This window comes from Idiomarina sp. PL1-037 (genome assembly GCF_034422975.1).
GTDB lineage: Bacteria > Pseudomonadota > Gammaproteobacteria > Enterobacterales > Alteromonadaceae > Idiomarina.
The window spans coordinates 1,406,071-1,427,747 of the sequence record NZ_CP139873.1 but is presented as its reverse complement, the minus strand read 5'-3'; the positions used below and the strand labels follow the sequence as shown (position 1 = coordinate 1,427,747).

The 21,677-nt window shown below is 46.0% G+C and carries 22 protein-coding genes and 4 tRNA genes; 9 read left to right on the top strand and 17 right to left on the bottom strand.

The features are described from left to right. Positions 1-27 precede the first annotated feature (27 nt). Positions 28-1,065 (bottom strand): hypothetical protein, encoded by a 1,038-nt coding sequence (locus U0358_RS06685; protein WP_322405732.1) that lies wholly within the window; start codon positions 1,063-1,065, stop codon positions 28-30. Positions 1,066-1,080: 15 nt separating this feature from the next. Further along, positions 1,081-2,127 carry a hypothetical protein gene (locus U0358_RS06680; protein ID WP_322405731.1) on the bottom strand — a complete coding sequence of 349 codons (1,047 nt, stop codon included), beginning with the start codon at positions 2,125-2,127 and terminating at the stop codon, positions 1,081-1,083. A gap of 240 nt (positions 2,128-2,367) precedes the next feature. Between U0358_RS06680 and U0358_RS06675 the strand changes: the two genes are divergently transcribed. The 3 genes from U0358_RS06675 (at position 2,368) to U0358_RS06665 (ending at position 5,824) form a co-directional block, all read left to right on the top strand. Further along, positions 2,368-4,008 (top strand): methyl-accepting chemotaxis protein, encoded by a 1,641-nt coding sequence (locus U0358_RS06675; RefSeq protein ID WP_322405730.1) that lies wholly within the window; start codon positions 2,368-2,370, stop codon positions 4,006-4,008. Between the two features lie 100 nt (positions 4,009-4,108). Continuing rightward, positions 4,109-4,933 carry an alpha/beta fold hydrolase gene (locus U0358_RS06670; protein WP_322405729.1) on the top strand — a complete coding sequence of 275 codons (825 nt, stop codon included), beginning with the start codon at positions 4,109-4,111 and terminating at the stop codon, positions 4,931-4,933. A gap of 6 nt (positions 4,934-4,939) precedes the next feature. Next, entirely contained in the window at positions 4,940-5,824 is an 885-nt protein-coding gene (locus U0358_RS06665; RefSeq protein ID WP_322405728.1) for a GGDEF domain-containing protein, read from the top strand. A gap of 366 nt (positions 5,825-6,190) precedes the next feature. On the opposite strand, the gene U0358_RS06660 is transcribed toward U0358_RS06665, so the two are convergent. The 9 genes from U0358_RS06660 to U0358_RS06620 all read right to left on the bottom strand — a co-directional run bounded on the left by U0358_RS06660 (position 6,191) and on the right by U0358_RS06620 (position 11,421). Next, positions 6,191-6,277: transfer RNA gene (locus U0358_RS06660), tRNA-Leu, on the bottom strand. A gap of 25 nt (positions 6,278-6,302) precedes the next feature. After that, positions 6,303-6,376: transfer RNA gene (locus tag U0358_RS06655), tRNA-Cys, on the bottom strand. A gap of 6 nt (positions 6,377-6,382) precedes the next feature. Continuing rightward, positions 6,383-6,458: transfer RNA gene (locus U0358_RS06650), tRNA-Gly, on the bottom strand. A gap of 96 nt (positions 6,459-6,554) precedes the next feature. Beyond that, positions 6,555-7,103 carry a CDP-diacylglycerol--glycerol-3-phosphate 3-phosphatidyltransferase gene (pgsA, locus tag U0358_RS06645; RefSeq protein ID WP_322405727.1) on the bottom strand — a complete coding sequence of 183 codons (549 nt, stop codon included), beginning with the start codon at positions 7,101-7,103 and terminating at the stop codon, positions 6,555-6,557. Positions 7,104-7,126: 23 nt separating this feature from the next. After that, positions 7,127-8,965 carry an excinuclease ABC subunit UvrC gene (gene uvrC / locus U0358_RS06640; protein ID WP_322405726.1) on the bottom strand — a complete coding sequence of 613 codons (1,839 nt, stop codon included), beginning with the start codon at positions 8,963-8,965 and terminating at the stop codon, positions 7,127-7,129. Then, positions 8,962-9,612, bottom strand: coding sequence for a LuxR C-terminal-related transcriptional regulator (locus tag U0358_RS06635; protein WP_317496839.1), 651 nt, complete (start codon positions 9,610-9,612; stop codon positions 8,962-8,964). Before U0358_RS06635 ends, uvrC begins: the two co-directional genes overlap by 4 nt. A 207-nt stretch (positions 9,613-9,819) precedes the next feature. After that, positions 9,820-10,416 (bottom strand): DNA-3-methyladenine glycosylase family protein, encoded by a 597-nt coding sequence (locus tag U0358_RS06630; RefSeq protein ID WP_322405725.1) that lies wholly within the window; start codon positions 10,414-10,416, stop codon positions 9,820-9,822. A 3-nt stretch (positions 10,417-10,419) separates the two neighbouring features. Next, positions 10,420-11,214 (bottom strand): thioesterase family protein, encoded by a 795-nt coding sequence (locus U0358_RS06625; RefSeq protein ID WP_322405724.1) that lies wholly within the window; start codon positions 11,212-11,214, stop codon positions 10,420-10,422. A 115-nt stretch (positions 11,215-11,329) separates the two neighbouring features. Further along, positions 11,330-11,421: transfer RNA gene (locus U0358_RS06620), tRNA-Ser, on the bottom strand. A gap of 245 nt (positions 11,422-11,666) precedes the next feature. Between U0358_RS06620 and U0358_RS06615 the strand changes: the two genes are divergently transcribed. From U0358_RS06615 to U0358_RS06595, 5 genes are read left to right on the top strand one after another with little or no spacing between them, the layout of a single operon-like run. Beyond that, the gene (locus tag U0358_RS06615; protein ID WP_322405723.1) at positions 11,667-12,335 is read left to right on the top strand and encodes a Bax inhibitor-1/YccA family protein; all 669 of its coding nucleotides are present in this window, start codon (positions 11,667-11,669) and stop codon (positions 12,333-12,335) included. A gap of 50 nt (positions 12,336-12,385) precedes the next feature. Further along, entirely contained in the window at positions 12,386-12,745 is a 360-nt protein-coding gene (gene tusD / locus U0358_RS06610; protein WP_322405722.1) for a sulfurtransferase complex subunit TusD, read from the top strand. Continuing rightward, positions 12,745-13,068: a DsrE family protein gene (locus tag U0358_RS06605; RefSeq protein ID WP_317496834.1), complete on the top strand. Its 324-nt coding sequence runs from the start codon at positions 12,745-12,747 to the stop codon at positions 13,066-13,068. The genes tusD and U0358_RS06605 overlap by 1 nt, the downstream gene beginning before the upstream one ends. Then, on the top strand, positions 13,065-13,334 hold the full coding sequence (locus U0358_RS06600; RefSeq protein WP_322405721.1) for a hypothetical protein: 270 nt from the start codon (positions 13,065-13,067) through the stop codon (positions 13,332-13,334). Before U0358_RS06605 ends, U0358_RS06600 begins: the two co-directional genes overlap by 4 nt. A 9-nt stretch (positions 13,335-13,343) precedes the next feature. Further along, positions 13,344-13,673 carry a TusE/DsrC/DsvC family sulfur relay protein gene (locus tag U0358_RS06595; RefSeq protein WP_317496832.1) on the top strand — a complete coding sequence of 110 codons (330 nt, stop codon included), beginning with the start codon at positions 13,344-13,346 and terminating at the stop codon, positions 13,671-13,673. A gap of 1 nt (position 13,674) precedes the next feature. Here the strand turns inward: U0358_RS06595 and serS are convergent, their stop codons facing one another. The 6 genes from serS to lrp form a co-directional block, all read right to left on the bottom strand. After that, entirely contained in the window at positions 13,675-14,967 is a 1,293-nt protein-coding gene (gene serS / locus U0358_RS06590) for a serine--tRNA ligase (protein WP_322405720.1), read from the bottom strand. Positions 14,968-14,974: 7 nt separating this feature from the next. Next, on the bottom strand, positions 14,975-15,364 hold the full coding sequence (crcB, locus tag U0358_RS06585) for a fluoride efflux transporter CrcB (protein WP_322405719.1): 390 nt from the start codon (positions 15,362-15,364) through the stop codon (positions 14,975-14,977). Then, entirely contained in the window at positions 15,357-16,643 is a 1,287-nt protein-coding gene (locus U0358_RS06580) for a replication-associated recombination protein A (protein WP_322405718.1), read from the bottom strand. Before U0358_RS06580 ends, crcB begins: the two co-directional genes overlap by 8 nt. A 59-nt stretch (positions 16,644-16,702) precedes the next feature. Next, positions 16,703-17,305: an outer membrane lipoprotein periplasmic chaperone LolA gene (gene lolA / locus U0358_RS06575; RefSeq protein WP_317496828.1), complete on the bottom strand. Its 603-nt coding sequence runs from the start codon at positions 17,303-17,305 to the stop codon at positions 16,703-16,705. 3 nt (positions 17,306-17,308) lie between these two features. Continuing rightward, positions 17,309-19,717: a DNA translocase FtsK gene (locus U0358_RS06570; protein ID WP_322405717.1), complete on the bottom strand. Its 2,409-nt coding sequence runs from the start codon at positions 19,715-19,717 to the stop codon at positions 17,309-17,311. A 94-nt stretch (positions 19,718-19,811) separates the two neighbouring features. Beyond that, on the bottom strand, positions 19,812-20,306 hold the full coding sequence (lrp, locus tag U0358_RS06565; protein ID WP_322407466.1) for a leucine-responsive transcriptional regulator Lrp: 495 nt from the start codon (positions 20,304-20,306) through the stop codon (positions 19,812-19,814). 138 nt (positions 20,307-20,444) lie between these two features. Between lrp and ald the strand changes: the two genes are divergently transcribed. Then, positions 20,445-21,572 (top strand): alanine dehydrogenase, encoded by a 1,128-nt coding sequence (gene ald, locus U0358_RS06560; protein WP_317496826.1) that lies wholly within the window; start codon positions 20,445-20,447, stop codon positions 21,570-21,572. Positions 21,573-21,677 lie beyond the last annotated feature (105 nt).

Sequence of the window (21,677 nt, the reverse complement as noted above, 5' to 3'; positions counted from 1 at the left end):
AACGGGACTAATATGAACGCACAGTTATTACAACTTTTTTAAAAGTTCGAGCTGTTGCCGCTCTTGTTGACTTGGTGAGTATGGCGTTTGATCCAGCCTATCTTGGTTAACTTTACCAATAGGCCAACGTATTCTCTCGCTGCGCCCATATCTTTTGGCTTCACCAGGGCGCGATGACATCTTCTCAATAACTAGGTTGGTCAAGGCTAACTCTACGGTTTTATTGGGCAATACGCTGTGATGTATCTTAATCATAAGAGTCTGAGAGCCAGCCCCCAAAAACTCAGTTGCAGTAACAATTGCAAGTCGCGTTCCTTTTTCTTCTTCAAGAATGCCTCTTAACCGATAAATACCCGGTTTCTCAGTATGCAGGGTCACTTCACTAACAAGATCTTGTTGGTTGATACGAGCGTGATTAATCGCCTTAATTGTCGCGACAGAGTAATGAGCATTTAAATCAGTGCTCAGCTCTTCGCTGCCTCCATCAAATTCTACTGTTGCTTTTATTCTCAATTGACGGGGCCAGTTCAATTCCAAAGGTATTAAAAACTCGCTTTTACTTTGTTGTATATGCAGTGTTGTTCCGGTTCTAACATCAATTAATTCAAGCCTGACATTGCCGACACCGACGCTCGCATCTACTTTACCTTTAATAGCATCTGGGTAAACATAATGAAAGTGACTTAATCGTAGAGATAAATGCTCCTCGCCGTCTAATATTGGGATGTCTACGGGGTGTGGACTGTTCCATTGTTCGAACGAAGCACCAACATAACCATAGGGCTGAGAGTAAGAGGGATGACTTAACAACTTTCGCTGTATGGTCAAAGCGTTATGAACTGCCTGCCCCCCTCTTGGCTCCGCTGCATCGCGCTTATTATTATGACCAGCACTGTAGGACGCCCCCTTATGCTGCGATGCCTTCTTACCGTCCAAGTGATGAGTATCGTTTTTGGGTAAGCTTTTTTCCAAACCGGACAACGGATTTAATTGAATAATAAACCACAATACCAGCGCTGCGAGACTTGCAGCCCCGGCCAACGTCATCCATAAGATTTTTTTCATGAGATACCTAATTGGTTATCGTAACAACTCTAATGCAACCATGGACATACTGGCTCGTTGCGACCCTCTCATGTACTCATACTCCTGCCCTAACCAGTTTGATTCTTTATCTGTAACAATCTTGAGAAGGTAACCATTTTTAAACATTTGAGAACGCTGAACTGAACCTAACGCCCCTTTAAATTGCCGATTAATAGTTGCGCTATGACTGTATTCTGCCCCCATAGCTACTGGGTAATGATAAGCCATGAAGTGAGCAACTCCTTGGGAAACTGGTGCTTTACGGCCACTAAATTCCATCGCTGTCGAACAACTACTGAAGTTACCAGCATTAAGCGCTCCACAAGCCGAATGAGCAGCAACTACACCATCATCATGCCCCGGCAAAAACATTGCTGTAGCATTCCAAAAATCGTTGGCATCACCGACAAAGCGCAACCGCGGAACGCGTGCTTCTGGCAGAGGTGCTAACTGACGAGCATTTGCCACGCGCAAGTCGTTCAGCACCCCTAATGTTTTTTCAGAGGGGGGCATTCCCAGCCATAGGGACATCGCATAACGCATGGCTTCGTTTGTCAGTCCTCCTCCATTGGCGACATTAATTGCAATATCAGCCAATTCCGTACCTCCGCCAGCTCCAGCAAAATCTACCGTAGCCACAATGTTAAGGGGCGTCATACCCGCATTTTTCAGCCAGTTGCGCTGATTTTCAAGAATATAGCGTGCAATTAAATCTCCGGTTGAATGCGTGACCAAAATGCAACCAGCGTCACATAGACCTTCCCGCGAAAACTTTCTAAGCTTAGGCCAAACATAATCAGTAGATATTTTACCTTGTACGCGCTGGTGAGATGGCCAATCAATGCGAGCTGCTGCCTTTTCCTTCCAGACACCACTCCAATAAGCTGCACCATCGAGCTCCACTTGTTTTGCATTGGGCTGAGACTGCAGTTGGTGCGATTGAAAACCGTGAATTAAGATTATGGGGTAAACCTTTTCCGCTATCACCGAAAAGGAAAGAAATGCGCTAAACGCAACAAATAGTATCATTATCCTAAACATAGTATTCCCCATCTGCTGCACTGTTAACTTTGTACATAAAAGCGCATTGGATTTTTCGACATTATTACTACTTTACGTTTCCCGCTCAAATTATGAAAGCGCTTGATATTAAAATATATCGGCGATTCCTAAAACCTGAGCAGCCATAGCTCAAAACGGCTCAAAAAAGCTTGCAATCTCAAGTTTGCTAGTTAACATAAAATTAACACGCGATTTACTCCGCTCCATAGGATTTACCCAATGAAACTGATCACTAATACAAATATAAGTTTAAGACTTTGGTTTATGAGTGCTACAGCTCTATTGGGCGTTGTCGCTATGTTTATTTTTATGTTGGTGAACATGCGAGGCGAACTCATCAATGGAGAAGTAAAGAAGCTAGATGCCATTAACGATGTCGCTACAGCCCTTATAAACGATGCTTACGATAAATATGAAAGCGGTCAACTTAGCGAGGTCGAAGCGAAGGAATACGCTACCAATCAGATCCTGAAGGTTAATTATGAGGGGGATGAGTATGTTTTTATATATGATAGGCGTGGAACCTTGATAATGGATCCATCCCTGCCTAAAGAGGACTGGTCTAAAGTTAATTTTTACGATTTTAAAGATCCCGAGGGAACCCCCCTTTTTCAAGAAATGATAGAACGTACTAAAAATAGTGAGCGTGCTACTGTTAACTACGTTTGGGAACTCCCCAACAGCACTGAAATAGCTTCTAAAATGTCGCGAGTTATAACATTTGAACCTTGGGGATGGATCATTGGGACTGGGGTTTACATGAATCATGTTTCTGAGCAGGTATGGGAAACATTTTGGCGTGTAATAACAGCGGTATTAATTGCCTTGATACCTATGGCTTTCCTGTTTCTAATTATTATCAGAAGTGTAGTTTCTCCATTGAAATCTACAATTTCTGCAATGAATAACATTGCAAATGGAGACGGTGACTTAACTCGGCGACTAGAGGTAAAAGGCGACGACGAACTTGCTCGACTAGCTAGTGCTTTTAATACTTTTGCTGATCAAGTTCGTGATTTAGTAGCTCGAGTGCGAGCATCATCTTTAACTATAAGTCAATCAGTGCTTTCGCTTAACGATACCATGCAAGAAACTAGAGAAGGTGTTGATAGGCAACAAGTTGAAACAAATCAAGTTGCAACTGCTATGAACGAAATGACTGCAACTGCACAGGAAGTCTCGTCGAGTGCTAGCGCAGCATCCGATGCCGCCAGCCAAGCTGAAAAACAAGTTACTAACTCCAAGAGCGTGCTTGGCAAAGCGATAGAAGTGATTGGAAGTCTCTCTGAACAAGTCAGTGAGGGGGTCATCGTTGTAGAAGAGTTGAGTGGGGACTCTGAGAATATTGGAAGTGTTTTAGATGTAATCCGCGGTATCTCTGAGCAGACAAATTTACTCGCTTTGAATGCAGCTATAGAAGCAGCTCGCGCGGGCGACGCTGGCCGCGGCTTTGCTGTTGTAGCCGATGAAGTTCGCACGCTGGCGAGTAGAACTCAAAAAAGCACAGAGGAAATTAGATCAATGGTCGAGAGCTTACAGCAAAGAGCTACCAAGGCAGTAAAAATGATTAATACTATAAGTGAGCGAAGTGGAGCTACGGTCGATGAAGCACGCTTAGTGGATGCTGCTTTGGCTAGCATTGAGCATGATGTTAATACAATAAATAGTATGAACGCCCAAATTGCGAGTGCGGCCGAGGAGCAAACCAGTGTTTCTGAAACAATTAATAAAAATATTCTACATATCTCGGAGATTACAGAAAATACGGAGCAAGGAGCTCGGAGTGCCAGTGAGGAGACCAATAAGCTCAACAAGCTAGCTACTCAGCTCGATCAACTAGTAAAGGGCTATAAATCCTGAATAGATTCACCTGGCTTTATTAGTAAGTAGTGTTCCCTTCTTGTATACTCTCGGGTCAGTCGGCATATTTATAGTACTGGATCACTACAAAGGAATTTGCATGCTTACCCCCGAGCATATTATTGACCGGAATAACGTCAACATAATTGGATCTGGCGACAAAGTCATAATGATGGCTCATGGCTTTGGTTGCAATCAAACAATGTGGCGTTTTCTCATACCAGAGCTGCCCGATGACTACAAATTAGTGCTTTTTGATTACGTCGGCTCTGGGGCAGCGAGTATGGCGGAGTATTCAACCTCTAAATACAGCTCCCTAGAAGGTTATGCTCAGGACATTGTCGATATATGCAAGGTACTCGACCTACAGAATGTATCTTTTATAGGTCACTCCGTCAGCAGTACGATAGGTCTACTTGCTACACGAGCCATTCCTGACAGAATCAACGCCCTGATTATGATTTGCCCCTCCCCTTGTTTTTTGAATATTGACCAGAGTTACCAAGGTGGCTTTGAAAAGCATGACTTAAGCGAACTCATCGAGTTAATGGATAAAAATTATATTGGCTGGGCGGAGTACCTGGCCCCTTTGGTAACAGGAATCACTGAGCGCCACCCCGTGACAAATGAGCTGACGGAGAGTTTTTGCACGACCAACCCAATTTCAGCTAAGAATTTTGCCAAGGCTACTTTCTTTTCTGACCATCGAATGATACTTCCCGAAAATACGCATCCGGTATTGCTATTACAAAGTGATAACGATGCCTTAGCTTCGTTATCTGTGGGTCAGTACATGGAAAAACATACACCTGGCAGTGAGTTACAGGTCATAAAAGGAAAAGGCCACTGTTTACATATGACTCATCCTCAAGACGTTGCTCTGCACATCAAACGTTTTTTAGAAGTGACATACGCCAGCGAGTAAAGACAAATGACTAAAGTACAACTGGATAACTTTCCAATCGGACTGGTCGTCACCACAGCTGAAGACCATAACGTACTGCATGGCAATAAGGACTTTTACGGGCTTTGTCAGCAAAAAGCAGAAAGTCTATCGTGCTTAAGAAGCATATTAACTCCAGCCTCTAAGATTATTGTTGAAAGCTTTGTCATGCCGTTGCTTTTACATGAAGGGCATTGCAAGGAAATACAATTAACCATTAACACTCCGAGTGGAGATAAAATTCCCGTTTTGGTTAATGCTGTAATGCATTCAGCAGAGAAAGATTCGATTTATTGGGCCATATCATCCGCTCAGAAGAGAGATGATCTTTATCAAGAACTGATCAACCTTCGCAACGACTTAGAAGATAAAGCTGAGCGACTTAAGCAGTTATCGGAAACCGATGAACTCACCAAATTACTTAACCGTCGCGCCTTCGTCGCGGACGCTCGCACTATGATAAAGCAAGCTAAGCGCAATAACCTACCCTATTCTTTTATGATGCTTGATATTGATCATTTTAAGCACATCAATGATCAGCTGGGACATTTTGTCGGCGATAAGGTGATAGCCGATGTTGGCGCTCTACTTAAAAAGTACTGTCGCGAAAACGACTTAACCGCTCGTATAGGCGGTGAAGAGTTTGCCATCTTTTCGACTAGTAGCGCCACCGATTCTGCCAGCCAATTTGCTGAGAAACTTCTTAAGGTCTTCAGCTCTGAAGACATTCAGGGCCTGAACGTTACGGTCAGTATTGGCGTGGCGACATCGTTCAGCGATGATTTTGATACACTTTACAAAACTGCGGACCGACTACTTTATCAAGCAAAAAAGAACGGCAGAAATCAGTTTTGTGGCCACTTTTGTACTTAATCCTTATCATACAGCACAAAAATGTCTATGGTAACGGGGCCAAACCCCAGCTGGTATCGCGTTCAAAAGCTCGTATAAAGTATCGACTCCCCTTCGGCTGAATGAACTCAAGTCTGTCAGTTATTAAGATTCAAAGGTTCAGGGACTTGGGAGCGCACTCTAACCGCGATTTTAAATCAAGACTCCGATTCAGTAAAATCGTGGTAGAACTCTAGTGCTACATCCGCATAACCGAATTGATGTAGCACCAAAAGTAGCACTACTTAGTATCGATTTGCAATGTAGACATAGGGAATAAGAATTTGCCTTGAAAGCCAGTAAAATCAATGGCTCGCGGCATTTAATAGACTTTGAAATAATCGGAATTGGTGCCCGGGGCCGGACTTGAACCGGCACGAAGTTACCTTCGAGGGATTTTAAATCCCTTGTGTCTACCAATTCCACCACCCGGGCACTACATAGAAGTGTTCTCGAATAATGGAGGCGGGTCCCGGAGTCGAACCGAGATCCACGGATTTGCAATCCGCTGCATAGCCATTCTGCCAACCCGCCAGACTTTGGAGCGGGAAACGAGATTCGAACTCGCGACCCCAACCTTGGCAAGGTTGTGCTCTACCAGCTGAGCTATTCCCGCACCGTCATCTGCCGTGGCATTCTACTGTTTAATCGGTTTCAGTCAATGACTTTTTATCATTTTAATGACTGTTTGCACAAATTTACGGCAAAGCAGTTAATTTCTGGTCAATTCGCTCTTGGCGCCGCGTAAATATTCCCACATGGACCACAGAGTCAAAACAAAAGCCGAATAGAATAAGAACATCGATAACCAATAAATATAGACGTTTGCATTCCAAAGCAGTCCAATTAAGGCCAGCATCTGTGCCACTGTTTTCCATTTGCCTAAATTCGAAACAGCGACCTTTGCTCTGTGGCCGCTTTGAGCCATCCACTCACGTAGCGCACTGACTATAAGCTCGCGGCAAATCATCGTCAGCGCCGGAATGGTAATAAAGGCTGAATTATAATCTTCGACAATGACAACCAGTGCAGCAACCACCATCGCTTTATCTGCTACCGGGTCAAGGAACTCGCCGAACTTAGTAAATTGATTAAAGCGACGTGCTATATAGCCATCCAGAGCATCTGTGATTGCCGCTAACCAAAAGATAAAAGCAGCCCAGAAACGCGCATCTTCCATTGGTAAATAGAAAACCACCAGAAATACCGGAATAAGTACTATCCGGAAGCTGGTCAAAATATTAGGGATATTCCACTTCATTATCCGCTGATTCCTTATTGTTTTTACTCATCACGAAATGAGTAATAGATTTTCTCTGCCAATGCTCGGCTAATGCCAGGTACGCTGGCTAATTTATCAATACTAGCGTTTTTTACCTCTTGTAATCCACCTAGATTTTTCAAAATGGTCTGTCTGCGCTTCGCTCCTACCCCGTCAATCTGTTCTAAGGTCGAGGTTTTCTTAACTTTAGCCCGCTTCTGCCGGTGCCCGGTTATGGCAAAACGGTGCGACTCATCACGTATGTGCTGAATCAAATGCAGCGCACTGGCGTCTTTACTCAGCGGAATGGTTGCATGGCTCCCCGCCATGATCAAAGTTTCCAGGCCCGGTTTGCGCGACTCACCTTTGGCAACACCAATTAATACCGGCGCTTCTTTTCCCCAGTCATTAAAGTAGCTCTCCGCCTGGGCTAGCTGGCCTTTACCACCGTCGATAAACAGAATATCCGGTATGTTGCCCTGCTCTTTCGCATTGTCGTACCGCTTCGCCAGAGCTTTAGACATGGCAGCGTAGTCATCGCCCGGCGTTATACCGGTAATATTATAGCGGCGGTAATCTGATTTTTTAGGTCCGTTTTGATCAAACACAACGCAGGAAGCCACCGTTTGTTGACCCATTGTGTGGCTAATATCAAAACATTCCATGCGCTGAATGGGTACACCAAATTCCAGCACTTGCTGTAATGCCTGAGTTCGGCGGTTCATCGTACTTTGCTGATTCAGGCGACTCTCTAGCGCATTAACCGCATTCTTTTGAGCCAGCGACTGATACTGACGCTTATCCCCGCGCACTTTACTTTGCAGTTTAACAGGTTGTGACAACGCATCACTCATGACCTCCGCTAATACGTTGTCCGGCTTTACATCGACAGGAAGCACGACTTCTCTTGGAATTTTCCGTCCGGCAGTATCCGATAAATAAAACTGCAGCAGAAAAGCTCTGAGCACTTCATCGTCAGGGGTATCTGTCGGCACCTTAGGAAAATAGCTGCGACTGCCCTGCAAATGATTATCCCGGATAAACAGCATTTGCACTGTCGTCATTCCATTACCACGCGCTAAACCAATAACGTCCAGTTCTTGCTGGCTGCCGGTCACCGAGTTGCGCTCCTGCGTTTTTCTTAATGCAGCAATCTGGTCACGAAATCTTGCTGCTCGCTCGAAATCCAGGCTTTCACTCGCCTGCTCCATTTTATTCATTAGCTCGTCAATAACCTGCTGATTCTTGCCCTGCAGAAACTGTTTCGCCAGTGCTACCTGTTCATTGTATTCATCGTCAGTGCAAACATTAACACAGGGCGCGAGGCAACGTTTTAACTGATACTGCAAACAAGGTCTGGTGCGCGCACGATAATAAGAGTCGTCGCATTGTCGAATTGGAAACAGCTTTTGCAGCAGGTTTAGGCTTTCGCGTACAGCTGAGCCATTAGGAAAGGGACCAAAATAGTCCCCTTTCGCGCGTCGAGCGCCCCGGTGAAAACCAAGCTTAGGGTGCTGATGAGCAGTTAAAATAATATAAGGATAGGACTTATCGTCACGCAACAAGACATTGTAACGCGGCCGATATTTTTTGATAAAAGAGTTTTCTAATATTAACGCTTCAGCTTCGGTGTTGGTAACGGTTACGTCCATAGACGCAATTTGCTTAACTAACACCTGTGTTTTCATCCGGTCTACCTTCTCACGAAAGTAACTGGACACACGTTTTCTCAAATCTTTTGCTTTACCAACATAAATCACGTCACCCGACTCATCGTACATCCGGTAAACGCCGGGCTGATGAGTCAGGTGACGGAGAAAACTGTCGCTGTCAAACTGCTTTTGTTGATTACCTTCTGTCATCTACCTTCAAACTGAATTAGGTCAACAAGACCTGACTGAATTGCAAGATGAGACAATTGTACATCACCATCGATACCGAGTTTAGAGAAAATCCGATAACGGAAGGTATTTATTGTTTTACTGCTAATGCATAAATGCCGGGATATTTCCCTTACCCGAATGCCCCGACTGAGCATTTGTGCCACCTGAAGCTCACGTTCACTCAGCATATCAACCATTGTTTTTTGCTGCTGCGAGCGTGGGTTCTGTGCAAGGTAAGCAGCTACTGGAGCCGCGACAAAAACATTGCCCTGCTTCAGCGAACGAATAGCCTGAACCAAATCGGTACTGTCGCACGAGTCCAGTAAATATCCGTCAACAACGCTAATACCGCACTGAAAATCAAGTACATCTTGTTGGTTTCTACCCCAGACAATAAGTTTTAGATCGCAATGACGACGCTTCAAGCGACGCCAGTGTTCCACTGTTGCAGCACCGCCAAGTTGGCTGCACAAAACAACCACAGCATCTTCATACTCGTAGCAAGCACGGCGTAAATCGGCAATACCGGTTACGGTTAATATTTGGTCACTGAAGTGTTGCTGCAGAACGGCGGCCATGCCAGCACTAATAATGGGATTGGGGATCGCTAAAATAATACGGTTCATTTTCACATTCCTTATTTGTATACCTTGTTAGTCTTCCTGATTAGGCTAAATCCGTACCACTCTGCCCGAATTCGGATAGAATATTCTGAGCTTTTAAGGACAATAACAAGCGGCTTTTACAGAACTTTACAAAAACTCTGAAAAAGCCAATTCAAAGGCGTGAAAATAACATTTGAAGGCTAGCTTCAAGGTGAATTTTTATACTGGCTACAAGCGTGCCTGATCCAGCATATCCCACAAGTAACAGGCTAAATAACTGCGGTAAGGCTGAGCCCTTTCGGGAATGATCAGAATATCCTGATCTTTCAGCAGACTCATGGCCTTACGCAGCGAGCTGTCCTGAATGGGAAAAAGATCTTCGTGGGCAAAATGAAACATCGCTAAAATAGACGCCGTCCAGGGGCCAATACCTTTAAGCTGACTCACATCCTTAATCAGGTCAGTTGAACTCATCCGCGACCAGGCTTCTATTCTCTCAGGTTGAGCTTCATGACAGTGAGCAACACTGTTAATGGCTGAAGCTTTGGAACGACTGACACCGCACCCTGTTAATTCCTCTGCAGGAAGGTAAGCAATGCGGCCTACTCCTAATGCTTTTGCCTTTTGTTCTGCCCTTTCAATAATGGTTGCGGAGGCTTTTAAAGACAGCATTTGACGAATAATAATTCGTGGTAAGGCTTCAATAACAGGTGTTTCAGATGCCGCCAATAAGGCCCGCTCGGGCAACTGGAGCAGCAACAAGTCGATACCGGCTGGGTATCGATAAGATGTTGTCTGACGATTGCTGGTGTCGTTTTCATACAATTACTACGCAAATACCGTAAAAGTCTGTCGACTTATAGCTAACAACTCGCCCTGCTCACTCCACAGACCCGCACGACTGTGTCCATAACCATGTTCAGCATGCTCAATAAAAGCTTCGTACTGAAACCAGTCGTGGCTACTGAAACTTTGTAGAGGAATATCAGGAAACTCAATAGTCCAGGTTAAAGAGGAGGCCGGCGCAGGGCTGTCTAAATGAGGCAAGACTGCCGGTGGCCAGGCGTCAACTAAAGCCAGTATCGTCGCCGTAGTCAGCTGTTGTTGCTCTTCACGAAAACGTATCCAGCCACCAAAAGTTCTTCCCGGTTGTCCGCTAAATGGCATACCACCTGACGTAATACGGTAATCGAAGTTTTTCGCAAACTCTGGGACAATATCCGCTTCAGGTAAACTTGGTCCGTCTTTTATGGTTTTAAGATCGGGTGGCGTTTCACTTGCCACTGTAACCGTTGAACTTCGGGCTTTGCCCAGGCTCGCCAGACAAGACAACATAATCTGGCCTTGCTGTTGCAATTCGACAGCAACCTGAATAACCGATTTTCCCTCGCGCAAAATTCGGTAACTTAACTCAGCCTCACCCGGTTCAGCAGGTGCAACAAAAGAGATATTCATGGAACGAAGATGGTATTCAGGCGGAAATTGTTTCAACAAAAACTGAGCAGACAGTGCTGCACTGAAGCCGCCGAAAAATGCACGTCCCTGAGCCCAGCCTGAAGGTAGTTCAATGAATTGATTGTTCTTATCCGCGACGATTTGTTCTATTACTGTGTGGAAGTTCATACTATTCCCTATTTAAACGACCGTTTAATTTAAGCGTTAAGAATACCAACAACCATTGAAAAGCAGCAACCACAAAAAAAGCCCCACTCTAATGAGCGGGGCTTTTTTCTAAATTTGGCGGAGAGGGAGGGATTCGAACCCCCGGTGGGTATGAACCCACGCCTGATTTCAAGTCAGGTGCATTAAACCGAGCTCTGCCACCTCTCCGTATTTTTGTTCTCTGCAACTGCGTTGTTGAGAACGAGGCGAATATTAAAGACCTAAGTTACGCTTGTAAAGTAAAAATTTGAACAAAGTGTTCGTTTGGGTGTTTATTAAACAAACCGAACAAAATTCACCAGAAATTACTACCTTATCCTCTACCCAACGCCCCCATTAATGCTGTAGTATCGAGGAAACTTTTTAAATAAAAAACAGTCTTAACAGACAGTAAGTTCAACACGGGGAAATCTATGAACAATCGCAGTCAGACTTATGTCGGTCAGAACGAATCGACGCTGGCCGTTAATAAGGTATTACGCAACACCTACACTTTATTGGCAATGACATTAGCCTTTAGTGCTATTGTTGCTACTATCAGCACTATGATGAACTTGCCTTATCCGGGGTTAATCATCACTCTAGTTGCTTACTTTGGCTTGCTTTTTGGTATTCACAAAACCAAAGACAGCGGCATGGGCATTGTACTGACCTTCGCTCTAACAGGCTTTTTAGGTTATACCCTTGGCCCTATCCTTAACATGGCATTATCAATGCCTGGTGGCGGCGAGATGGTTGCTACTGCGCTCGGCGGTACAGCTCTGACCTTCTTTGCAACCTCGGCTTATGTCTTAACCACGAAAAAAGATATGTCTAAGCTGGGTGGTCTGGTTACTGCTGGTATCATCATGGTCTTCGTAGCAATTCTGGCGAACCTGTTCTTCCAGTTGCCAGCATTACAGCTTGCAATCTCTGCTATCATGATTCCATTGATGGCCATGCTGATTATGTGGCAGACCAGCGACATCATTAACGGTGGCGAGCGTAACTACATCCTCGCAACAGTTACTCTGTATGTCTCGATTTATAACTTGTTCCTTAGCTTGCTACAATTGCTAATGGCGTTTGGTGGCGACGATTAATCGCTTCCGTAAAATCGTAATAAGCGCCCCGCATTGCGGGGCGTTTTTGTATGAACGGACAATTTATGGCTAAGCTCACACTCATCCTTCAAAAGTCAGTTAAAGAACGCGCCCAATCTATGGATGCTCTGGCATTTGCAAAAGCGGCTATCGCAAGTGGCCACACCATAGCCTGTGTGTTTTTTTATCGAGAGTCAGTAAATCATGCGGAATTTCCTACGCCAACAGAAAATGAAGACTTGATTACGCAATGGGAAGAGCTTAGCCAACACAACCAAGTACCTCTGGTGGTCTGCCATACCGTGGCTGAACGCAAGGGGATGGAAAAATTCCATCCCAGCTTTGAAGCCTCTGGCCTGACGGCTCTGGCAACAGCTATGGCTGCCAGCGACCGGACCTTACAGTTTTAATGACCATGAAAAAAATTGCTATTTTACAATGCAGTGCTGCGGGCGACTCAGCAACCGAAGCACTCGATATCGCTTTAGCATTAGCCAGCTTTGATTATCCGGTGCAATTAATATTGTCCGGTGAAGCCGTTAAGTCTTTACTGAACCAACCTTCAAAGCGTTACGCCATGCTGGAGTTGCTGGATGCTGAACCCATTGTAATGAGCTCAGAAGCGTTAACCGATACAAGTGCCCTGCCCGCAAACATTGATACGGTTATAGTCTCGCCAGAACAGTTAAAGAGTCACCTAAGCCAATTTGACGAGGTATTACAATTCTCATGACCTCTACTTTACACTGGTTAAGAAATTCGCCTTTAGTGCCCTGGCTGGAACAATATAGCCACTTGCTGGGTGAAACCGATGCGTTGCTAATGTCCGGCGTAGCACTCAATCAACTACCACCCGAGCCACCTGTTCAATTACCGGTTTATGCGCGCAAGCAGGAAGCTAACGCTTTGGATACTGCACTGCCTGACTATGTCGTGTTAAAATCGGACGAGCAGTGGGTTGAGCTGGTGCTTAGCTTTCAACAACAGATAACCTGGTAATAACACGGCATGATTGAATTTAACGGTCAAGAATACGAAACTGACAAACACAACTACCTTGCAAACCTAGATGACTGGAGCGAGGAGTTGGCGCTTCACTTTGCGCAGTTAGAAAGTATTGAAATGACTCCGGCACACTGGGAAGTCGTGACTTTTGTGCAAGATTTCTATCGTGAATTTGATACCAGCCCGGCAATGCGCGTACTGGTTAAAGCCATGAAAAAGCAGTTAGGCGAGGATAAAGGCAATAGTCGTTATCTGTATAAACTCTTTCCCAAAGGCCCGGCAAAGCAGGCCACACGAATTGCAGGCCTGCCTAAACCGGCTAAATGTATTTAATTTAAGCCTTAAGTACTTCTACACCACCCATATAAGGGCGTAGCGCTTCAGGAACGACTATTGAACCGTCTTCCTGCTGATAGTTTTCCAGCACGGCTACCAGCGCACGGCCAACAGCCAGGCCTGAACCGTTTAATGTGTGCATAAGTTCAGGTTTCTTTGCGCCCTTACGACGGAAACGAGCCTGCATACGGCGCGCCTGAAAGTCCTGCATGTTCGAGCAGGAGCTGATTTCACGGTACGCTTCCTGCGCCGGCAGCCAGACTTCCAGATCATAAGTTTTAGCTGCCCCAAAGCCCATATCACCGGTACAAAGTAGTACTTTACGATACGGCAACTCAAGTTTTTGCAGCACCGCTTCAGCGTGGCCTGTTAATTGCTCCAGCGCATCCATCGACTGTTCAGGTTTTACCAACCAGACCAGTTCCACTTTATCAAACTGATGCTGGCGAATAAGCCCACGAGTGTCGCGACCGTGAGAACCGGCTTCACTTCGAAAACACGGCGTATGCGCGGTAAACTTAAGCGGTAGCTCTTCTTCGTCCGCAATTTCATCACGGTATAAATTCGTTAACGGCACTTCTGCCGTTGGAATCAACGACATAGGAATTTGATCCTGAGATTCGCCTTCAATATGGAATAAGTCTTTACCGAACTTAGGTAACTGCCCGGTTCCGTACAATGAATCCTGGTTCACCATATAAGGCACGTAGGTCTCAAGATACCCGTGCTCGTCAGTATGTAAATCCAGCATAAACTGGGTCAGCGCGCGATGCATGCGGGCGATACCACCACGCATAACCACAAAGCGTGCTCCAGTAAGTTTTGCGGCCGTTTCAAAGTCCATACCTTTGGCTAATGCTTCGCCTAAATCGACATGATCTTTCACTTCAAAGTCGAACGAGTTAGGCTTGCCCCAGGTCAGAACTTCCTGGTTTTCATCTTCATCCGCACCTTCCGGGACTTCGTCTGCCGGCAAGTTCGGAACCCCCATAATAATATCGTTGAGTTCTTGCTGGATAACTTTCAATTCGTCTTTAGCGTTATCCAGTTGCTCGCCTAAATCGCTTACCGCGTCCAGCAAAGGCTGTATGTCTTCACCCGATGCTTTTGCCTTACCTATGGCTTTCGAGCGGCTGTTACGCTCTGCCTGTAACTGCTCGGTGCGTACCTGCACCTCTTTGCGCTGCTCTTCCAGCTTTTGTAATTTGGCAACGTCTAAGTCAAAGCCTCGCGTTGCTAGCTTTTTTGCGGTCTGGTCTAATTCCTCTCGGAAGTATTTTGCGTCTAGCATGAGTGTCCTATTTAACCGTTGTTGAGTACAACACCATTGCCGCGAAAACAGCAGCAATACAAATAATTACATTAAAGGCAATGTGCAGAGCGGCTTTAAACAGCTCGCCCTGACTGGCTAAGGCCACAACCTCGACAGAAAATGTCGAGAAGGTTGTAAAAGCCCCCAGTAAACCAACCCCTAAAAATAAACGAATGGTTTCAGAAACGGGTTGTTGCTCTGCGTAAGCCAGTAACAACCCTAAGAAAAATGAACCTATTATGTTAACGGTCAACGTGGCAAAAGGGAATGCCCGAAACCCAAATGATTGCATAGCCAGAACCATAGCAAAGCGTGCCGATGCACCTATTGCACCACCCGCGGCTACGCAAAAGAAATGAAGAAGGAGGTTATTCATCAGGCTCCCTGTGCCAGTCTGACTTTGAGTCCATATCCTGAAGCCAACGGAGCTTTTCCTGCAACTTTATTTCCAGACCGCGTGGCTCCGGCGTATAAAATTGGGTGTCGGCTATTTCTGATGGTAAGTAACGTTCACCAGGAACGTAAGCGTTAGGGTAATTATGTGCGTACTGGTAGTCAGCACCATATCCCTGAGCTTTGTGCACCTTAGTTGGTGCGTTACGCAAATGTTCAGGCACTGGCGCATCGCTGTGTTCTTTAGCGGTTCTTAGTGCGCTCTTAAAAGCATTATAAACGGCATTGCTTTTCGCTGCACAGGCGCAATAAATAACCGCTTGAGCAATGGCACGCTCCCCCTCTGCCGGCCCCACTCTGTGGTACGTGTCCCAGGCATTCAATGCCAACTGTAATGCTCGGGGGTCAGCATTGCCTATGTCTTCCGAGGCGATAGCCAGCAATCGGCGGGCAATGACTAAAGCGTCCCCTCCACCGGTTAATAAACGTGCATACCAATACAAAGCGCCGTCGGGAGACGAGCCTCTGACAGACTTATGGAAAGCGGATAGAACATCGTAGTAATGGTCACCCTGATGATCAAAAGCCGTGGCTTTTTCACCAATAGCCGCAGTGATCAACTCTGGTGTAATTGGCTGGCTGCTGCTCTCAACAAAATCAGCAACCACTTCAAGGTAGTTTAATAAGCGACGCGCATCCCCACCGGCTAAATCCAGAAGTTTTGCCCGAGCTTCACCTTGCAGTTGCAACTGACGTTGACCAAGCCCCCGTCCCGAGTCTGTTAACGCGCTTTCCAGAGCCTGTTCAAGATCCGTTTTGGACAGTGTTTTTAATCGGTAAACCCGCGCCCGCGACAACAGTGCGTTGTTAAGCTCAAAGCCGGGGTTCTCGGTGGTCGCGCCAATAAAGACAATAGTGCCGTCTTCAATGTGAGGCAAAAAAGCGTCTTGCTGGCTTTTGTTAAAACGATGCACTTCATCCACAAACAAAATGGTGCGGCGCCCCTGCTGCTGAGCCAGCAACTTCGCTTCTTCAATGGCTTTTCGAATGTCTTTAACACCGGAAGTTACCGCACTAATGCGGCTGACTGTAGCATTTGCCTGGGTCGCAATAAGTTCCGCTAAGGTGGTTTTGCCGGTACCCGGGGGCCCCCATAAAATCATTGAATGTAAATGGCCCTGCTCTACAGCTACTCGCAAAGGCTTACCCGGAGCAAGCAGATGCTGCTGACCTACATACTCGTCAACCGAGCGTGGACGCATTCGCGCCGCAAGGGGCTTGAAATCGGGTTGAAAATCTAAGTCCAGGCCTGTCACAACAATTAACTTTGATCGTCGACGTCGACGTCAGCGGGAACGTCAAAAATAAATTGTTCGTCGCTGATGGCTTCATTTAGCGCCACATTATTCAACATCAGTTCAGTCCGCTCGCCCTGAGCCTGAATCATGGTTATCTCTGTGAGCTTCTCATCGGTAAATGTTAACTCCAGCTTGCTGCCATTCGTTTCATGCTCAACAAAGTAGCGGTTATCGCGAAAACTGACGTTGTAGTTCTGCCACTGATTACCGTTGCTGTCCAACACCAGCAGCAAAGGGCTGTCATCAACCATGTCCTGCTGTGCATAAATAGTCACTTGCTCGACAAAAGGATTGTAGTACCAGACCTTTTGGCCGTTAGCGACCATCACGCTTTCATCCGGCTCTTTCGTATGCCAATACAAATTAGCCGGTCGCTTTAGCTTTAATATGCCACTTAGTGTTTGTAGCACTTCGCCTTGCTCATCTTTTACTTGCTGTTCAAACTCTGCCGATAAGCTTTGAGTTTTCTTCAGTAAACTTTGCAGAGTCTGCTTGTCTGGCTCATCGCCTGAAGCAAACACATTAAACGAAACGGCCATAACCATAGCCAATAAAACTGCTTTCATGAATTAGTCCCTTGGAGCTCGTGGAGCCAGCACTTCGCGCTGACCGTTATTGCCTGCACTGGTTACGACACCGCTCACCTGCATTTGTTCGACAATACGGGCGGCGCGGTTATAACCGATACGGAATTTACGCTGTACACTCGACACTGATACCCGCTGGGTCTCAGTAACAAAGGCAACAGCCTCGTCGTACAAAGGGTCAGATTCAGCATCATCAGATTCCTGTTGTTCACCCGGTAGCAGCGCTTCTTCGCCCTGATCACCTGATAAAATTTCTTCCAGATAATTAGGTCGACCACGTTTCTTCCAGTCTTTAACCACCGCATGAACTTCATGATCATCGACAAAAGCACCATGTACACGAACGGGAGAACCGCTACCCGGCGGTAAGTAGAGCATATCGCCCTGCCCCAGCAATTGATCCGCTCCTGGTTGGTCAAGAATGGTTCGCGAATCGACTTTTGAAGATACCTGGAACGCAATTCGGGTGGGAATGTTCGCTTTAATTAAACCCGTGATAACATCAACCGATGGGCGCTGAGTTGCCAAAATGAGATGAATGCCTGCTGCACGCGCTTTTTGGGCAATACGGGCAATCAATTCCTCGACCTTTTTACCGACAATCATCATCATGTCAGCAAATTCGTCTATCACCACCACAATATTCGGTAATTTTTCCAGCAGCGGCGGTAACTCATCCATAGAGTCGCCCGGCTTCCAGATAGGATCGCGAAGTGGCTCGCCCGCGTCTTTCGCCGCCTGAACTTTCGCGTTATAGCCTTTTAAGTTACGCACACCAAGAGACGACATTAGCTTGTAACGGCGTTCCATTTCACCGACACACCAACGCAGCGCATTGGCGGCATCTTTCATGTCAGTAACAACCTCGGTCAACAAGTGCGGAATGCCCTCGTAAACCGACAGCTCGAGCATTTTAGGGTCTATCATAATAAGGCGAACGTCTTCAGGCGTACTTTTGTATAGCAGGCTCAAAATCATCACGTTAACACCAACAGACTTACCTGAGCCGGTGGTACCCGCCACCAGTAAATGCGGCATTTTTCCCAAATCAGCAACTATTGGCGTGCCGGCAATATTTTTACCCAGAATCATCGTTAGTGGCGAACTGCTATTAGTGAACTGGTCACTATTAATCACTTCGCTTAACTGCACAATTTCGCGGTGTTTATTCGGCAGCTCCAAACCAACGTATGACTTACCCGGAATTACCTCTACCACACGTACTGCAACCGCCGACAAGGTACGGGCAATATCTTTTGCTAAATTCGAAATTCTGGACACTTTAACGCCCGGCGCTAAGTCGAGCTCAAAACGGGTAATAACAGGACCCGGTTCAACGTGCGCCACCCGAACATCCACGCCAAAATCTTTCAGCACTGTCTCGACCGTTCGTGATACCTGATCCAGTTCTTCCTGGGTTACTGGATGCTCTTTTTTATTCGGTCTATCCAGAAGCTCTATTGACGGCAGCGGCGAAAGTGACTCCCCCTCGCCTGAATTAGCTTCTGATTGCGGTTCCTCTTCCGCAGGGAGTTCTGACGAAGACGGCGCGGCAACCGGCTTCTTAGGTGTGTCTTTTTTCGCAGCTGCCTGTTTGCTAAATTTAGGCGCATCGTTGTCTATGTCATCGTCTTCATCAACCGAGCTCATTGATGGTAGACTCAGAACAGGCTCTTGTTTGTCAGCCCCGAATAAGTCGCTACTGAGCGTTGTCGGTTTCTTTTCTTCAAAAGTCTGCTCACGCTCGCTGTCATCATAAGTTTTTGAGTGGTCTTCTTTATCTTCCGCTTCCGAACTTCCGCGACTTTGCCACAGAACTCTAACTTTTTCGGTTAACCACAAAGCCCCATCGATAACCCACTCACCGAGTTTATCTGCCACCTGCAACCAGCTTATTCCAGTCACTAAGGTTATTCCGGTAAAGAAAAAAGTCAGTAACAGCAGTGTCGTCCCGACGAAGTTCAGATAAGGAAGTAGAGACGCCGCAATCACATCGCCGATAACCCCACCGGCGGAAAAGTAATAAATATCATCGAAGTTAATAGAGGACAGTGCGGATGCACCAATAAGCGCGAGCATAGCGCCTATCATGCGCAAACTGACCGCAAGGTAATCCATTTCCAATAAATGGTAAGTTTTGCGGAACAATAAGTAGCCCAGGCCGACAAAGCCGAAAGGAATAAGGTAGGCAACAAAACCAAAAGCAAACAAGAATACATCTGCCATCCAGGCACCTACGGCACCGCCGGTATTATGGATGCTTCCTTCATAACCCGTCTGTGACCAGCTGGGATCAGCGGGATTAAAGCTCACCAATGACAAAAAAATGAAAATGGCCAGCGCACCACTTATCAGCAACCCTGCTTCTAAAACTCTTTGTACACCTGTCATTATCTTATTGCAGCGCCTTCGTTGGTATTCTTATTAAGATAAAATATCGAGATAAATTTTATCCGCATGATTGTAGCGAATATCAGCCCCAATGTTACCCCTTTACTAATACTTTATTTTCTTGTTTAACCTCTTCCATAACCACATAGGTTCGTGATTCATCAACCCCCGGCATCATTAACAGGGTTTCGCCTAATAATTTGCGGTAAGCGCGCATATCCGGAACCCGGGCTTTTATCAGAAAGTCGAAGTCACCCGCCACTAAATGACATTCAAGAATTTCGTCGGTTTTACGTGCAGCCTCACTAAATTCGGCAAAAGCGTCGGCTGAGGTTCGGGTTAAGGTAATTTCAACGAAAACCATCAGGTTTGCACCTAACTTCGCAGGGTTAATCCGGGCATGATAACTTTCTATAACCTGCTCTCGTTCGAGCTTTCGCACACGCTCCAAACACGCCGTTTGACTAAGCCCGACACGCCTTGCCAGTTCAACGTTCGACATGCGCCCATCATCCTGCAAAAACCGCAGGATCTTTCTGTCGGTTTTATCAATAGTGACTTCCGCTGGCTGCTCGGCATTAAACATAATAAATCCCTAAATAATCAATAATAATTAGTATATCACACCAAAAAATAACTTAAAAAAAGTAAGTCATGCACTATCGTTTGCGTCTATAATTTGCGCCAAATAATTCCCCCTTAAACACGAAAATGCAAGAGGCAGATAATGTTAATTGGTGTACCAAAAGAGATTAAAAACCACGAATACCGTATCGGCTTAACTCCGGCAGCTGTGCGTGAATATGTGGAAAATGGGCATGACGTCATTATTGAAAACAACGGTGGCGCAGCAATTGGTTTCACAAACGAGCAATACATGGAAGCTGGCGCAACTATTATTGATACACCAGAAGAGATTTTTCAGCGCGCCGATATGATTGTTAAAGTAAAAGAACCTCAGCCAAACGAATGTAAAATGCTTCGCGAAGGCCAAATTCTTTATACTTTCCTTCATTTAGCACCAGACCCAACCCAAACTGAGCTACTGGGTAAAGCGGGTTGTACTGCTATTGCTTACGAAACGGTCACTGATAACCGTAACGGTTTGCCTCTTTTAGCACCTATGAGTGAAGTTGCCGGTCGTATGTCAATTCAGGCAGGCGCTCACTATTTAGAAAAAGCACACGGTGGCAGTGGCACCTTATTAGGTGGCGTTCCGGGTGTGGCACCGGGCAAAGTACTGATTATTGGCGGTGGCGTTGTGGGTACTAACGCGGCGAAAATGGCTATTGGCCTGGGTGCTGAGGTCACTATTTTAGATCGTTCTCTGCCTCGTTTACGTGAATTAGATGATATTTTCGCTGGTCGCGTACAAACGGTTTACTCAACCGTTGATGCCATCGATAAATACTCTCGTGAAGCCGACTTAGTGGTTGGTGCGGTTCTTATTCCGGGCGCAGCGGCACCTAAACTGCTGACTCGTGAAAACATCAGCAATATGAAGCCGGGCTCAGTATTGGTTGACGTTGCAATTGATCAGGGCGGCTGCTTTGAAACATCAAAAGCAACTACACATCAGGACCCTGTTTACATTATTGATGATGTGGTCCACTACTGTGTAGCGAACATGCCGGGCGGTGTTGCCCGCACATCAACTATTGCACTGAATAATGCAACCTTGCCGTATGGTATTGCTCTGGCTAACAAAGGCGTGAAAGCCATGCTCGAAAACGAGCACCTGTTACGTGGCCTAAATATGCACAAAGGTAAAATTACCTACAAAGCTATTCACGATGACCTTGGTCAGCAGTTAGGTCTGGATTACCAGGACCCACGCGAAGCGCTGCAAGCATAATTACCAGGTTGTTCTGAACAAGCCCGTGAACAAAAGTTTGCGGGCTTTTTTATTGGCAGTTCTTGTTCGCTAAGCTTGTAAACCCTACAATCAACCCCCATAGCT

Excerpts from the sequence above, each read along its gene's own strand:
- U0358_RS06615 (WP_322405723.1), top strand. The coding sequence starts at position 11,667 with ATGAACAATCGCAGTCAGACTTATGTCGGTCAGAACGAATCGACGCTG.
- lolA (WP_317496828.1), bottom strand. The coding sequence starts at position 17,305 with ATGAAAGCAGTTTTATTGGCTATGGTTATGGCCGTTTCGTTTAATGTG.
- U0358_RS06670 (WP_322405729.1), top strand. The coding sequence starts at position 4,109 with ATGCTTACCCCCGAGCATATTATTGACCGGAATAACGTCAACATAATT.
- U0358_RS06680 (WP_322405731.1), bottom strand. The coding sequence starts at position 2,127 with ATGTTTAGGATAATGATACTATTTGTTGCGTTTAGCGCATTTCTTTCC.
- pgsA (WP_322405727.1), bottom strand. The coding sequence starts at position 7,103 with ATGAAGTGGAATATCCCTAATATTTTGACCAGCTTCCGGATAGTACTT.
- U0358_RS06625 (WP_322405724.1), bottom strand. The coding sequence starts at position 11,214 with ATGAACTTCCACACAGTAATAGAACAAATCGTCGCGGATAAGAACAAT.
- U0358_RS06580 (WP_322405718.1), bottom strand. The coding sequence starts at position 16,643 with ATGCGTCCACGCTCGGTTGACGAGTATGTAGGTCAGCAGCATCTGCTT.
- U0358_RS06665 (WP_322405728.1), top strand. The coding sequence starts at position 4,940 with ATGACTAAAGTACAACTGGATAACTTTCCAATCGGACTGGTCGTCACC.
- U0358_RS06685 (WP_322405732.1), bottom strand. The coding sequence starts at position 1,065 with ATGAAAAAAATCTTATGGATGACGTTGGCCGGGGCTGCAAGTCTCGCA.
- tusD (WP_322405722.1), top strand. The coding sequence starts at position 12,386 with ATGAACGGACAATTTATGGCTAAGCTCACACTCATCCTTCAAAAGTCA.
- U0358_RS06595 (WP_317496832.1), top strand. The coding sequence starts at position 13,344 with ATGATTGAATTTAACGGTCAAGAATACGAAACTGACAAACACAACTAC.
- U0358_RS06605 (WP_317496834.1), top strand. The coding sequence starts at position 12,745 with ATGACCATGAAAAAAATTGCTATTTTACAATGCAGTGCTGCGGGCGAC.
- U0358_RS06675 (WP_322405730.1), top strand. The coding sequence starts at position 2,368 with ATGAAACTGATCACTAATACAAATATAAGTTTAAGACTTTGGTTTATG.
- uvrC (WP_322405726.1), bottom strand. The coding sequence starts at position 8,965 with ATGACAGAAGGTAATCAACAAAAGCAGTTTGACAGCGACAGTTTTCTC.
- U0358_RS06600 (WP_322405721.1), top strand. The coding sequence starts at position 13,065 with ATGACCTCTACTTTACACTGGTTAAGAAATTCGCCTTTAGTGCCCTGG.
- crcB (WP_322405719.1), bottom strand. The coding sequence starts at position 15,364 with ATGAATAACCTCCTTCTTCATTTCTTTTGCGTAGCCGCGGGTGGTGCA.
- serS (WP_322405720.1), bottom strand. The coding sequence starts at position 14,967 with ATGCTAGACGCAAAATACTTCCGAGAGGAATTAGACCAGACCGCAAAA.
- U0358_RS06570 (WP_322405717.1), bottom strand. The coding sequence starts at position 19,717 with ATGACAGGTGTACAAAGAGTTTTAGAAGCAGGGTTGCTGATAAGTGGT.
- ald (WP_317496826.1), top strand. The coding sequence starts at position 20,445 with ATGTTAATTGGTGTACCAAAAGAGATTAAAAACCACGAATACCGTATC.
- U0358_RS06635 (WP_317496839.1), bottom strand. The coding sequence starts at position 9,612 with ATGAACCGTATTATTTTAGCGATCCCCAATCCCATTATTAGTGCTGGC.